This window comes from Modicisalibacter tunisiensis (assembly GCF_020148005.1).
GTDB classification, from domain to species: domain Bacteria; phylum Pseudomonadota; class Gammaproteobacteria; order Pseudomonadales; family Halomonadaceae; genus Modicisalibacter; species Modicisalibacter tunisiensis.
On record NZ_JAGXFD010000001.1, the window covers coordinates 1548891 to 1562494 of the forward strand.

13 protein-coding genes are annotated in these 13604 nt (G+C 68.0%); 1 reads left to right on the forward strand and 12 read right to left on the reverse strand.

Annotated elements, in window-relative coordinates; all coding sequences use genetic code 11:
* Nucleotides 1–485: 485 nt before the first annotated feature.
* A complete protein-coding gene (locus KGQ91_RS07220) occupies nt 486–1544 on the forward strand; it encodes a 3-deoxy-7-phosphoheptulonate synthase (protein ID WP_224420649.1) in 1059 nt (352 codons plus the stop codon).
* 231 nt (nt 1545–1775) lie between these two features.
* Here the strand turns inward: KGQ91_RS07220 and cyoD are convergent, their stop codons facing one another.
* From cyoD to KGQ91_RS07280, 12 genes are all read right to left on the reverse strand, one after another.
* Nucleotides 1776–2129, reverse strand: a complete 354-nt coding sequence (gene cyoD / locus KGQ91_RS07225; RefSeq protein ID WP_224420650.1) for a cytochrome o ubiquinol oxidase subunit IV — start codon at nt 2127–2129, stop codon at nt 1776–1778.
* Nucleotides 2126–2749: a cytochrome c oxidase subunit 3 gene (locus KGQ91_RS07230; protein ID WP_163650026.1), complete on the reverse strand. Its 624-nt coding sequence runs from the start codon at nt 2747–2749 to the stop codon at nt 2126–2128. The genes cyoD and KGQ91_RS07230 overlap by 4 nt, the downstream gene beginning before the upstream one ends.
* Nucleotides 2746–4857: a cbb3-type cytochrome c oxidase subunit I gene (locus KGQ91_RS07235; RefSeq protein ID WP_224420651.1), complete on the reverse strand. Its 2112-nt coding sequence runs from the start codon at nt 4855–4857 to the stop codon at nt 2746–2748. Before KGQ91_RS07235 ends, KGQ91_RS07230 begins: the two co-directional genes overlap by 4 nt.
* Nucleotides 4854–5822 (reverse strand): cytochrome ubiquinol oxidase subunit II family protein, encoded by a 969-nt coding sequence (locus KGQ91_RS07240; RefSeq protein ID WP_224420652.1) that lies wholly within the window; start codon nt 5820–5822, stop codon nt 4854–4856. Before KGQ91_RS07240 ends, KGQ91_RS07235 begins: the two co-directional genes overlap by 4 nt.
* Before the next feature lie 201 nt (nt 5823–6023).
* Nucleotides 6024–8228 (reverse strand): polyphosphate kinase 1, encoded by a 2205-nt coding sequence (ppk1, locus tag KGQ91_RS07245; protein ID WP_224420653.1) that lies wholly within the window; start codon nt 8226–8228, stop codon nt 6024–6026.
* A gap of 43 nt (nt 8229–8271) precedes the next feature.
* Entirely contained in the window at nt 8272–9279 is a 1008-nt protein-coding gene (gene hemB, locus KGQ91_RS07250; protein ID WP_163650029.1) for a porphobilinogen synthase, read from the reverse strand.
* A 162-nt stretch (nt 9280–9441) separates the two neighbouring features.
* Entirely contained in the window at nt 9442–10239 is a 798-nt protein-coding gene (gene tatC, locus KGQ91_RS07255) for a twin-arginine translocase subunit TatC (RefSeq protein ID WP_163650030.1), read from the reverse strand.
* Nucleotides 10236–10634, reverse strand: a complete 399-nt coding sequence (gene tatB, locus KGQ91_RS07260; RefSeq protein ID WP_163650031.1) for a Sec-independent protein translocase protein TatB — start codon at nt 10632–10634, stop codon at nt 10236–10238. The genes tatC and tatB overlap by 4 nt, the downstream gene beginning before the upstream one ends.
* Nucleotides 10635–10640: 6 nt before the next feature.
* A complete protein-coding gene (gene tatA / locus KGQ91_RS07265; RefSeq protein ID WP_163650032.1) occupies nt 10641–10916 on the reverse strand; it encodes a Sec-independent protein translocase subunit TatA in 276 nt (91 codons plus the stop codon).
* Between the two features lie 30 nt (nt 10917–10946).
* Nucleotides 10947–11285, reverse strand: coding sequence for a phosphoribosyl-ATP diphosphatase (locus KGQ91_RS07270; RefSeq protein ID WP_163650033.1), 339 nt, complete (start codon nt 11283–11285; stop codon nt 10947–10949).
* 49 nt (nt 11286–11334) lie between these two features.
* A complete protein-coding gene (gene ubiB / locus KGQ91_RS07275; protein WP_224420654.1) occupies nt 11335–12957 on the reverse strand; it encodes a ubiquinone biosynthesis regulatory protein kinase UbiB in 1623 nt (540 codons plus the stop codon).
* Entirely contained in the window at nt 12954–13601 is a 648-nt protein-coding gene (locus KGQ91_RS07280) for a ubiquinone biosynthesis accessory factor UbiJ (protein WP_224420655.1), read from the reverse strand. Before KGQ91_RS07280 ends, ubiB begins: the two co-directional genes overlap by 4 nt.
* Nucleotides 13602–13604: the final 3 nt, after the last annotated feature.

Genomic DNA, 13604 nt, shown 5'->3' on the forward strand with positions numbered 1-13604 from the left:
GCTGAAGGTGTAGGATAACGACAGAGATATTAGCTATTCCGGAGATGACCCATGAGCCCCAGCCACTCGACCTGCCACGCAGCGACTGCCCGGCCCCTTGCCGGTGAGTTCGCGCGCGTGGGCGGTGGCTTCGGCTATTGGTACTGGTTTACCGGCGGTGCGCCCGCCGGCACGACCGTGTAGGTCGAGCCGCGAGCGCACCCTGTCCGCCAGGGTTGCCTCCCCCAGAACCCCCGTCGGCAACCCGGCGGGGGTTTTTTCTTGGCACCTCGGTGCCATGACATCACGAGGAGACTGACTCATGACCCGCATGCCCTTTGCAGACCACGCGTTCCTGGCCGGTTATTGCAGCGGGGGCTATTGGCGATTTAGCGACGCCCGGTCAGTGCAGTCGGCCACCTCTGACCGGGCAAGCATGGGTGGCCAACGACTGTCCCGATGTCCCCATGCCCGCCTGTAAGGCGGCGCCAACGCTAGAGAGCGCCATGAACGCCCCCATGACCCTGAATACCGCCGACCGTACCGAAAGCCCGTCTCATCTGGCCCTGCCCACGCCCGCCGACCTGCGTCGCGAGCTGCCTGTCGAGCCGCCCCTGGCCGAGCGCATCGCCGCACAGCGCCAGGCGATCCGCGATATCCTCGAAGGCCGTGACGACCGTCTGCTGGTGGTGGTCGGTCCCTGCTCGATCCACGATCCCGCCGCTGCCCTGGCCTATGCCGAGCATCTGGTGGCCCTCAACCGCCGGGTCGAGGACCGCCTGCTGCTGGTGATGCGCGTCTACGTCGAAAAGCCACGCACCACCGTGGGCTGGAAGGGGCTCGCCTACGACCCGCATCTGGACGGCAGCGACGACATGGCCGGCGGGCTCACGATCTCGCGGCGGCTGATGCGTGACATCGCCGCGCTGGGACTGCCGGTGGCCACGGAGCTGCTGCAGCCGATGGCGGCCGCCTACTTCGACGACCTGATCGCCTGGGCGGCGATCGGCGCGCGCACCACCGAGTCGCAGATTCACCGCGAACTGGCCAGCGGTCTCGAGGCGGCGGTGGGCTTCAAGAACGCCACCGACGGCGGCATCGGGGTCGCGATCGACGCCATGCGCTCCGCCGCCCACGCCCATCGCCACTTCGCCATGGATCCCCACGGCGGCCCGGTGATGCGCGAGACCGCCGGCAATCCCCACACCCACCTGGTGCTGCGCGGCGGCCACGCCGGGCCCAACTACGCGACCGACAGCGTCGCCGCCAGCCGCCGGGCACTGGAGGACGCCGGGCTGCCGGCGAGAATGCTGGTGGACTGCAGCCATGCCAACTCCGCCAAGGACCATCGTCGTCAGCCCGAGGTGCTGCGCGACGTGCTGGCCCAGCGCCTGGCCGGGGAGACCGGCCTGGTCGGCGTGATGCTCGAGGGCCATCTCGCCGAGGGCAAGCAGCCGCTGGTGCCCGGTGGGCTGCGTTACGGGGTGTCGATCACCGATGCCTGCCTGGGCTGGGAGGATACCGCCGCGCTGCTCGAGGAGGCCGCCCGACAGCTGCGTGGCTGAGCGTTTCTTTCCAAACTCCCTCTCATGGTGGGTGCCGGTGGCAAGACGAAGTGAGGATCCTTTGCCATGGCCGGAAAATGACCCCTCCATTCCGGCCTTCCCGCCATCCTTGGCGGTCAGATGGCAAAGGTAGCGCCCAAGGATGGGGTTACAGCGCCCTCACCAAGACTTGACACCGGCGGAGCCCACGTTGGCGCTGTTGTCGTTTTCCCGCGCCCTGTGCCGCCCGGCTCAGGGCAGCAGTTCCGGGACCATCCGCCCGTACAGGTTGAAGATGATCCACAGCGTGCCGCCGACCATCAGGACCAGGATCAGCGTCGAGAACAGGATCAGGTGCAGATCCTCGCGCTTCTGCCGGGCCAGCGAGATGTGCAGGAAGAAGCGGAAGTGGACGACGACCTGGACCAGGGCGAAGCCGCCGATCGCCCAGAGTAGCGTCACCCGCGGCCAGCCGCTCCAGGCGACCAGGGCGAAGGGCACCAGGGTCAGCGCCAGCGCTAGGCCGTAGCCCCACAGGTAGCTGCCCAGTTCGTGCCTGCGCTCGTTCTCGTCGATCGTGTCGGATTGGCGTTGCGAGTCGCTCATGCCAGGCCTCCCAGATAGACCAGCGAGAAGATGCCCACCCAGACGATGTCCAGGAAGTGCCACAGCAGCCCCAGGCGCACCAGCCCGGTCTTGACCCCGGTATCCAGGCCGTGGACGCACATCTGCACCATCAGTACCACCATCCACAGGCAGGCACTGGCGACGTGCAGGCCGTGCAGCGGCACCAGGGCGAAGAAGGCCGAGAGGAAGCCGCTGCGGCTGGGCACGCCGCCTTCGCCGGCCATCTTGTGAAAGTCATGCAGTTCGAAGCCGATGAAGGCCAGCCCCAGCAGCAGGGTCACGCCCAGCCAGGCCGTCAGCCAGCCGCGGCCATGGCGATACTTGAGGCAGTAGGACGCCAGGCCGTAGGTGAAGCTGCTGGTCAGTAGCAACAGGGTCTCGAGGAAGGCGCTCTTCATCTCGAAGAGCTCGCCGGGCCCGGGGCCGCCGGCCAGGGCGTCGAGCTGGGTGACGTAGTTGGCGAAGAGCAGCCCGAAGATGATCAGGTCGCTCATCATGAACACCCAGAAGCCGAACACCAGCACCTCGCAGGCGTCGTGGGCTTCCTGGTGGGCACGGCCCAGGTTGAGGCCCGGGTGTCTGGATGGCGTCGCGGTCATTGCACGGCTCCCGACACGGGGGCGGCGGGCCGCCCGCGGTTGCTGGTGTCCTGTTCCTTGTCACGCTTGACGGCCTGGGTCTCGTCGACCTGGCGCAGCCACGCCTCGTGGGTCTCGCGCACCTCCTCGGCGCTGATGACCTTGGTGGTCCGGCGCACGAAGCTGCGCGCGATCAGCGCGCCCACCGAGGCCACGCCGGCGAGGAGTACCAGCCACCATAGGTACCACACCAGGCCGAAGGCCATCAGGAAGCCGGTCACGGTGAGGATCGGCCCCAGGGCGCTGTTGGCCGGCATCGTGATGTCACGGTACTCGGCAGGACGCTGATAGGCCTGGCCGAGATCCTTCTCGCGCATGAAGGCATCGCGGCTGGAGACCTCGGGGGTCACCGGGAAGTTGTACTCCGGTACCGGCGCCGGGGTGGCCCACTCCAGGCTGCGGCCGTCCCAGGGGTCGCCGACGGGAACGCGGTTCTCGTGGCGATGGCGAAGGCTCAGCCAGAACTGCATGACCAGGCTGAACAGGGCGAAGAGCACCACCAGGGCACCGATGCCGGCGATGATCGTCCAGGGCAGATAGGCCGGCTCGATGAAGCCCACGGCCCGGCGCGGCATGCCCAGCAGCCCCAGGGCATAGAGCGGGAAGAAGGCCAGGATGAAGCCGGCGATCCAGGCATAGGCGGCGCGATAGCCCCAGCGCGTCTCGAGCCGGAAGCCGAAGGCCTTGGGGAACCACATCTGATAGCCGGCGAGCATGCCGAACAGCAGGCCCGGCACCAGCATGTTGTGGAAGTGGGCGACCAGGAACAGGGTGTTGTGCACCTGGTAGTCGATGGACGGGTTGGCCAGCAGGATGCCCGTCATCCCGCCGAGCACGAACAGGATGAGAAAGCCCAGCGCATAGACCATGGGGATCGTCAGACGCACCCGGCCCCGGTACATGGTCAGCATCCAGTCGTAGATCTTCACCCCGGTGGGCACGCCGATCAGCATGGTGGCGATGCCGAAGGCGGCGTTGATGCTGGGCGACTGGCCCATGGTGAAGAAGTGGTGCAGCCACACCGTGAACGACAGCACGGCGATGCACATCGTGGCGATGACCAGCCCCTTGTAGCCGTACAGGCGCTTGCCCGAGAAGGTCGAGAACACCTCCGAGAACACCCCGAAGGCGGGCAGGATCAGGATATAGACCTCGGGGTGGCCGAACAGCCAGAACAGGTTGACGTAGTTCATCATGTCGCCGCCGAGATCCTGGGTGAAGAAGTGGAAGTCCAGGTAGCGGTCGAGCGCCAGCATGGCCGTGGCCACGGTCAGCGGCGGCATGGCAAAGATCATCAGGATCGAGGTGCACAGCGCCGTCCAGCAGAACAGCGGCATGCGGAACAGGTGCATGCCCGGCGCCCGCTCCTTGTAGATCGTCACCGCGAAGTTGATGCCGGTCATCGTCGAGCCCAGCGACGACAGCGTCACCGCCCAGATCCAGTAGTCGACCCCGGCACCGGGGTTGAAGGACGCCTCGGTGAAGGGTGGATAGCCGCTCCAGCCACCGGTGGAGAACGGCGTGAGCACCAGCGAGACCATGATCAGCGCCGCGCCGGCCGCGGTCAGGCCCAGGCTGACCGAGTTCATCACCGGAAAGGACAGGTCCCGGGCACCGATCTGCAGCGGCATCACGTAGTTGATCACCCCGGTGAGGAACGGCATGGCCATGAAGAAGACCATGATGGTGCCGTGGGTGGTGAAGAACTCGCCGAAGTGCTCGGCCGAGAGGAAGCCACCGTCCAGGCCGACCGCCTGCTGGGCGCGCATGAACACGGCCTCGATGATCGCCCGCGCCAGCATGACCAGGGCCACGACGATGAACATGATGCCGATGCGCTTGTGGTCGACGCTGGTCAGCCAGTCCGACCACAGCACCCGCCACTTGCCGAAGCGGGTGATCAGCACCACCGTGGCCAGGGCCCCCAGCACCACCAGCGAGGCGGCGGCGGTGACGATCGAGCCATTGACGATGTGCGAGAGGGTGGGCTGCTCGATCATCTCCCAGAAGGGCAGGGCATGCCAGTCGAGCCGGCCGAGGGCGAGGTCGAGGAAGTGATTCAGCGTCACGGCGTGCCTCCCTGCGGCTGATGAAGCGGTGTCTGGCGAGCGCTCGTGACCACGGGGCCGGGCAGCAGGGACTGTATCGGGACCCCCGCGACGATCGCCGAGAACAGGCCGTCCGGGATGGCCGAGAACCGCAGGGCGTCGTCACCCGTGCCGTCCAGCGCCCGGGCCAGCTCGGGCACGGTATTGCGCCCGTCCAGGATCTGGTAGGTCGGGCGGTCAAGTGCACGGCCTTGCCGGCGGACGCGCTCGACGAAGTCGGAGAACGTCGCGTCCGACACCGCCCGGGCGGTGAAGCGCTGTGTGTGGAAGCCCTTGCCGTTGTATTGCGAGTTCTCGCCACGGAAGCGGCCGGGGCCGTCGGCGGCGAGATGCAGGCGTGTGACCATGCCGTTCATGGCATAGACCTGGCTGCCCAGCGAGGGAATGAAGAACGACTGCATCACGGTATCGGAGGTCAGCTCGAGCGCCAGCGGCCGGTCGTCGGGAAAGACCAGCTCGTCGACGGTGGCGATGTGCTGGTCGGGATAGATGAACAGCCATTTCCAGTCGTAGCCCACGACCTGCACGTGCAGTGGCTCGTTGTCCGCCGGCAAGGGGTTGTAGGGATCCAGCGCATAGGTCTGCCGCCAGAGAAAGACGGCGAGGATCCCCACGATCAGGAAGGGAATCCCCCAGATGACGTATTCCAGCCGCCGCGAGAAGCTCCAGCGCGGCCGGTAGGCGGCGCGGCCGCCGTAGCGATAGCGCCACACGATGACCGGCGTGAGCACGAAGACCGGCAGTACCACCACCAGGGTGATGGCGATGACGAGCCAGAAGTGGTCGCGCTGGGCCGCGGCGATCGGCCCCTGGGGGGCGAGAAAGCTCAGGTGGGCATGGCTGCATCCGGCCAGGAGCGGCATGATGGCCAGCCCGGCGGCGAAGCGGCCGAACCGCCGAGGGCACGGCGGGGTGGTGTCGGTCACGGGGGCCTCCCTACATCCCTGTCGGTCTGGACACGTGACGGTATCGATGGTCCGGCCGACCATGAGGTGGCGGCGCGGTCTGGGCCGACCTTTCCATGCCGGCGCGTCATGCCCGAATGACCGGCGGCCATCGGACTTGTCTCGGAGTGTCTTTAAACGTAGAGGATGAACGGGGCGGACTCAAACGCCCCGTGCATGGCGTCAGGCGCGAGCCGCGTAAGCGTAGAGCAGGGTTTCCTGGGCGCTGATCGGCGCGGCCTCGCCCGGCTGCTGCTGACGGTAGCCGCCGTCCTCCTGCAGCACCCAGCTCTGGCAGTTGTCCACCAGGTAGGTTTCCAGGTCCTTGCGGACCCGCTGGGCCAGCTTCTTGTCGAGGATGGGAAAGCCGGTCTCCACCCGATGGAACATGTTGCGCTCCATGAAGTCGGCGCTCGATGCCCAGGTCTCGGGCTTGCCGTCGTTGTGGAAGTGGAACACCCGGGTGTGCTCGAGGAAGCGGCCGATGATCGAGCGTACGCGGATGTTCTCCGAGATGCCGGGCACCCCGGGGCGCAGGCAGCACATGCCGCGGATGATCAGGTCGCACTGTACCCCCGCGCGGGAGGCGCGATACAGGGCGCGAATCAGCTTCGGCTCGGTCAGCGCGTTGCACTTGATGATCAGGTGGGCCTTCCGGCCCTTCTCGGCGACCTTCGCCTCGCGGTCGATCATCGCCACCAGCCGCTCATGGAGCACGAAGGGGGCGTGCAGCAGGCGCTCGATGCGGCGCGGCTTGCCCATCCCGGTGAGCTGCTGGAAGACCATGTGGACATCCTCGCAGAGGGTCTCGTTGGCGGTCAGCAGGCTGTAGTCGGTGTAGAGCCGGGCGGTCTTGGCGTGGTAGTTGCCGGTGCCCAGGTGGGCGTAGTAGCGCAGCTCGCCCTTCTCGCGGCGCACGATGTGCAGCATCTTGGCGTGGGTCTTGTAGGCCATCACGCCGTAGATGACGATCGCCCCGGCCTCCTGCAGCCGCGAGGCCAGTGCCAGGTTGTCGGCCTCGTCGAAGCGGGCGCGCAGCTCGATCACCACCGTGACTTCCTTGCCGTTGCGCGCCGCCTCGACCAGCGCGCCGACGATCGGCGAGTCGGCGCCGGTGCGGTAGAGCGTCTGCTTGATCGCCAGCACGTCGGCATCCCGGGCCGCCTCGCGCAGCAGGTCCTCGATCGGCGTGAAGGACTGGAAGGGATGGTGCAGCAGCACGTCGCCCTGGCGAATGACCTCGAACAGGCTGGTGTCGGCCTTGAGGCTCTTGGGCAGCCCCGGCGTGAAGGGGCGGTAGAGCAGGTCGGGCCGGTCGATGTCCCCCAGCACCGACATCATGCGCGTCAGGTTGACCGGGCCGTTGACCCGGTAGAGATCCTGCGGCTCGAGCTCGAACTGGGTGAGCAGGAAGTTCGCCAGCTCGTCCGGGCAGTTGTCGGCGACCTCCAGGCGCACGCCATCGCCGTAGCGCCGGGCCAGCAGCTCGCCGCGCAGCGCCGAGGCCAGGTCCGAGACCTCCTCGGGGTCGACCGAGAGGTCGGCGTTGCGGGTCAGGCGGAACTGGTAGCAGCCGCGCACCTCCATGCCCGGGAACACCTCCTGGGCGTGGGCATGGATCATCGACGAGAGGAACACGTACTCGGTGTAGCCGGCCTCGGTCAGGGACTCGGGCAGGCGGATCACCCGCGGCAGCGAGCGCGGCGCCGGCAGGATGGCCAGCCCGCCCTCGCGGCCGAAGGCGTCCTTGCCCTCGAGCTCGACGATGAAGTTGAGGCTCTTGTTGACCAGCCGCGGGAAGGGGTGCGACGGGTCCAGCCCGATGGGGCTGATGACCGGCATGATCTCCTCGTCGAAGTACTCGCGGACCCAGCCACGCTGGGCCTCGGTCCACTGCGCGCGGCGCCGGTAGCGGATGCGCTGCTCCTCGAGCGCGGGGATCAGCACGTCGTTGAGGATGTGATACTGGCGATCGACCTGCTCGTGGGCGATGCGCGAGATCTCCGCCAGCACGCGGCGCGGCGCCATGCCGTCGGCGCCGGTGTCCTCGCTGCCCAGCATCACCTGATGCTTGAGGCCGGCGACGCGAATCTCGAAGAACTCGTCGAGGTTCGACGAGAAGATCAGCAGGAACGTCAGCCGGTTGAGCAACGGATGCGACGGGTCCAGCGCCTGCTCGAGCACGCGGATGTTGAACTGCAGGTTGGAGAGCTCGCGATTGAAGTACAGTGACGGATCGTCGAGTTCGGTCTCCGGCGAGGGCGTGGGCTTGGCGTGGATGCCGGTGCGGGTGCGGTTGACCCGCAGCGGCGGGGCCTCGCCGCTGTCGGTCGGGGTGTCGTCGGTGAGCGCTTCGCGGGGCGAGGGGGGGCGGCGCGATGCATTCATCGCAATACTCCTGCACGGCGGGAGGGCCGGCAGCCCTCCCCGGTTACTGATTGAGCAGCTGGGCGGCGCGCTTGGCGAAGTAGGTGAGGATGCCGTCGGCCCCGGCGCGCTTGAAGCACATCAGCGACTCCAGGATGACAGTATCGGCGTCCAGCCAGCCGTTCTCGAACGCCGCCATGTGCATGGCGTACTCGCCGCTGACCTGATAGGCGAAGGTCGGCACCCGCAGTTCCTGCTTGACGCGCTGCACCACGTCCAGATAGGGCATGCCCGGCTTGACCATCACCATGTCCGCCCCTTCGGCGATGTCCAGGGCGGCCTCGTGCAGGGCCTCGTCGCTGTTGGCCGGGTCCATCTGGTAGGTGGTCTTGTCGGCCTTGCCGAGGTTGCCCGCCGAGCCCACGGCGTCGCGGAAAGGGCCGTAGTAGCGCGAGGCGTACTTGGCGGCATAGGCCATGATGCGGGTGTTGTGCAGTGCCTCGCGCTCGAGCACGTCACGGATCGCGCCGATCCGCCCGTCCATCATGTCCGAGGGCGCGACCACGTCGGCGCCGGCCTCGGCGTGGGAGAGCGCCTGCTTGAGCAGGGTCTCGACGGTGCGGTCGTTGAGCACGTAGCCGTGCGCGTCGAGGATGCCGTCCTGGCCGTGGCTGGTGTAGGGGTCGAGCGCCACGTCGGTGATCAGGCCCAGCTCGGGGCAGGCGTCCTTGAGGGCGCGCACGCTGCGCTGGACCAGGCCGCCGGCGTTGAAGGCCTCCTCGGCGAACTCGCTCTTCAGCGCCGGGTCGACCACGGGGAACAGCGCCAGGGCCGGAACGCCCAGCGCCGCGACCTCGCGGGCCTCCTCGATCAGCAGGTCCAGCGACAGGCGCTCGACGCCGGGCATCGAGGGCACGGCCTCGCGCCGGCCCTCGCCCTCGAGCACGAACACCGGCAGGATCAGGTCGTCCGGGGTCAGGGTCGACTCGCGCATCAGGCGCCGCGAGAAGGCGTCCTTGCGCATGCGGCGCATGCGGGTGGTCGGGTACTGGCGTGACGTTAGCTGACTCAACGGAATTCTCCAGTGGTGATGGGATCGCGTCCGCCAAGGGAAGCAGCCTGCCCGAAAGCGATGACAGGAACGTGACGATGGCGGGCATCCCCCGAGTATAACAAGGCCGTGAACGCCGGGGATGCCACCGCCTGTCGCACCCGGCCGAGGGCCGGGCGCGACTCAGGCCGCGTCGTCGGGGGTGTCGTCGCCGTCGGTCGCGCGGCGGCGACGCACCAGGCGGCCGAACAGGATGCCGATCTCGTAGAGCAGCCACATCGGCACGGCCAGCAGGCTCTGCGAGATCACGTCCGGCGGGGTCATCAGCATGCCGATCACGAAGCAGCCCAGCACCACGTAGGGGCGCTTCTTCGACAGGCTCTCGACGCTGGTGGCGCCGGTCCAGATCAGCAGGAAGGTGGCGATGGGAATCTCGAACGCCACGCCGAAGGCGAAGAACAGCTTCAGCACGAAGTTGAGATACTGGTTGATGTCGGTCATCACCGCCACGTTCTGCGGCCCGGTGTGGACGAAGAAGTCGAACAGCAGCGGGAAGACCACGTAGTAGGCGAAGGCCGCGCCGCCGTAGAACAGCGCCACGCTGGAGACCAGCAGCGGCACCGCCAGCACCTTCTCGTTCTCGTAGAGGCCGGGCGCCACGAAGGCCCAGATCTGGTGCAGGACGAAGGGGATGGCGACGAACACCGCCACCACCAGGGTCAGCTTGAAGGGCGCCAGGAAGGGCGAGGCCACCTCGGTGGCGATCATCTGCGACCCTTCGGGCAGCAGCGCCATCAGCGGGTCGGCGACGAAGGTGTAGATGTCGTTGGAAAAGGCGTACAGCGCCAGGAAGATCACGCCGATGGCGATCACCGACCGCATCAGCCGCGAGCGCAGCTCGATCAGGTGCTCGATCAGCGGGGCCTGGGGCGTGTCGTCCTGGCGCTTGTCGTCGTCACGCGGGGAAGAGGTTTCGCTCATCGCGGCGTGGAATCCTTGTCGGCGGAAGCGGGCGGCGCCGACTCGGGGGCGGTCGACGCCTCGACCGGCTCGTGGGCGGCCGGGTCGGCGGTGTCAGCGGGTGACGGCGAGGCGGCCTCACGACGCGACGGCTCGCCCTCGACGCTGCGCTCGACATCGCGCCGCGCCTTGTCGAGCCCCGCGTTGAGCTTGCGGTCCTGCTCGGCGAGCTTCTGGCGCAGCTCCTCGGCCTCGAGCTGGGCGCTGATCTCGCGCTGCATGCCGGACACGCTGCGCTTGATGCGACCCACCCACAGGCCCACCGTGCGGGCCGCCCGGGGCAAGCGCTCCGGGCCCAGCACCAGCAGGCCGACTACGCCGATCAGCAGCAGTTCGAGAAAGCCGATGTCGAACATGGGCGCTTACTTCTGCTCTTCCTTGTGGCTGTCGCGCCGGGCGTCGCCGTGCTGCTCGGCCTTGACGTCATAGGTGTTGCCGTCGTCGTCATGACGCACCTGACGCTGGCTATCGTCGGGCTTGTCCTTGTCGGCGCCGTCCTCCTCGTGCATGGCCTTCTTGAAGCCCTTGACGGCCCCGCCGAGGTCGCCGCCGATGTTGCGCAGCTTCTTGGTGCCGAAGATCAGGATGATGATGCCGAGAACGATCAGCAGTTGCCAGATACTGATTCCACCTAACATGAACTTTCTCCCCTCGGGTCTCGCCCGGATTTATTCGTTGCTGCGGGCGGCCTTCTCGTCCAGCCCGGAGATGCCGAAGCGGCGTGCCAGTTCATCGAGCACCGCCTGCGACTCGATGCCCAGGTGCGACAGCATCACCAGACTATGAAACCACAGGTCGGCGGTTTCGGCGACTACTGCCTGACGCTGCGTGTCAACGCCATCCGCGGCGTCCTTGGCGGCGATGATGGTCTCGGTGGCCTCCTCGCCGACCTTCTCGAGAATCTTGTTGAGCCCCTTGTGATGCAGGGATGCCACATAGGAGGAGTCGGGGGCGGCCTGCCGGCGTTGCGCGAGTACCGCATCGAGCTGTTGGAGAATATCGCTCATCGATGACAATCCTGAGTCAGTGGTCGAAAGGGTCTGATGAATCAGTCGCCTAGCGCCAGGCCAAGAGTATGGCGCCGAGCGCCGCGGCGGTCAGCACCGGCCAGGGCTGCTCCAGGGCCCAGGCCTGCAGGGGCTGCCAGGCCAGCGCCAGGGCCAGCACCAGCGCCCCGACGCGCAGCCGCCGCGAGCGGCGTGTCTCCTGGGCCATGTCGTCGTGGATGCGGGTCAGCGAGTCGACCTGCCGGCGCCGCTGGCGCTGCTCGCTTTCCACCCGGGCCAGCGCCTGGTGGGCCAGCACCGGCAGCTCCGGCAGCTGGCGGCTGAGCTCGGGGGCCTGTTTCTGCAGCGAGGCCCACAGCCCGCGCGGGCCGGCGCGTTCCTTCATCCAGCGCTCGAGATAGGGCTTGGCGGTCTGCCACAGGTCGAGATCGGGATAGAGCTGGCGGCCCAGCCCCTCGATGTTGAGCAGGGTCTTCTGCAGCAGCACCAGCTGCGGCTGGACCTCCATGTTGAAGCGCCGGGCGGTCTGGAACAGCCCCAGCAGCACCTGGCCGAAGGAGATGTCCTTGAGCGGCTTCTCGAGGATCGGCTCGCACACCGCGCGGATCGCCGCGGCGAACTCGTTGGCGCGGGTGCCCTCGCCGACCCAGCCGGACTCGATGTGCAGCACGGCGACTTCGTAGTAGTCCTGATGGAAGAAGGCCAGCAGGTTGCGCGCCAGGTAGTCCTGGTCCTCGCGGGTCAGGCTGCCGACGATGCCGCAGTCGATGGCGATGTACTGCGGGTCGCGGGGCCTGCCGCGGGCGACGAAGATGTTGCCCGGGTGCATGTCGGCATGGAAGAAGTTGTCGCGGAACACCTGGGTGAAGAAGATCTCCACGCCGCGTTCGGCGAGCCGCTTGAGGTCGGTGTCCTGGGCCTGGAGCGCTTCCAGGTCGGCCACCGGGATGCCGTGGATGCGTTCCTGGACCAGCATCCGCCGACGGGTCAGCGGCCAGTGGATCGACGGCACGTAGAGCAGCGGCGAGTTCTTGAAGTTGCGCTTGAGCTGCGAGGTGTTGGCGGCTTCCTTGTGCAGGTCGAGCTCGTCGAACAGCGTCGCCTCATAGTCGGAGACCACCTCCACCGGGCGCAGCCGGCGCGCCTCGGGCACGCGCCGCAGCAGCCGCGCCAGGGCGTACATCAGGGCGATGTCCTGGCGCATCACGCGGTCGATGCCCGGGCGGATCACCTTGACCACCACGTCCTCGCCGCTGTGCAGCCGGGCGGCATGGACCTGGGCCACCGAGGCGGAGGCCATGGGGGTGGCGTCGAAGTGCGCGAAGGCGGTCTGCACGCTGCACTCGAGCTCTTCCTCGATCACCGCGCGCGCCCGCTCGCCGGGAAAGGGCGGTACCTGGTCCTGCAGGCGCCGGAGCTCGTCGGCGATGTCCGGCGGCAGCAGGTCGCGGCGGGTCGAGAGCATCTGGCCGAACTTGACGAAGATCGGGCCCAGCGATTCCAGCGCCAGCCGCAGTCGCCGTGCCCGCGAGTGGGAGCCGGTGGGCAGCAGGCGCAGCGGCGACAGCCTGACCGCCAGCCGCAGCAGGGGCGGCAGGCGGTCGAGCGGAATCAGGGTGTCCAGGCGGTAGCGGGCGACGACCCAGAGAATCCGCAGCGCTCGCAGGTTCACGTCATCGGCTCCCGGCGTCGGGCATCCAGCTTGCGCTGCAGGCGCGCCAGGCGGGCCTCGAGCCGGTCGGTGGCGACTTCCAGCTCGGTGAGATGATCGCGCAGCACCTCGCGCTGGGCCTGGCCGGGCAGCAGCCGGGCCTCCTCGAAGACATACTCGGCCAGGTCGGCGCGCAGCTCGTGCTGGCTGCGCAGGCCGAAGCGGGCGAAGCGTCGCAGGCCCTCGGCGAGGCTGTGGGCGGGCACGTCGCCGAACCACTCGGCCAGCGCCGCCTCCCAGTCGAGGTCGAGATCCATCAGCAGCTCGCGGGTCGCCTCGAGCAGGTGGGTCTGGCCGCGCAGCGACAGCCGGCCGCTGAACATCAGCTGCTCCAGGGACTCGCCGGCGAGCAGCGAACCCAGCGCCTCGCAGTCGGCCTCGACGACCGCGTCGGCATCGGTCTCCTCGGCCTGGGGGGCGTGAAGCAGGCCGAGGCCCTGGGTGTGGAAGGTTACCAGCAGGGCCAGGCTCGGGCGCTCCAGGCGCAGCAGCAGGCGCTTGCCGGCAAGCCGGCGCAGGCGGCCGGGCGCGGCGGGGTCGCGGGCCAGCAGGGAATTGAAGGTCTTTTCCGCGCAGGCCAGCAGCAGGACGGGGGTCAGTGCCATCGG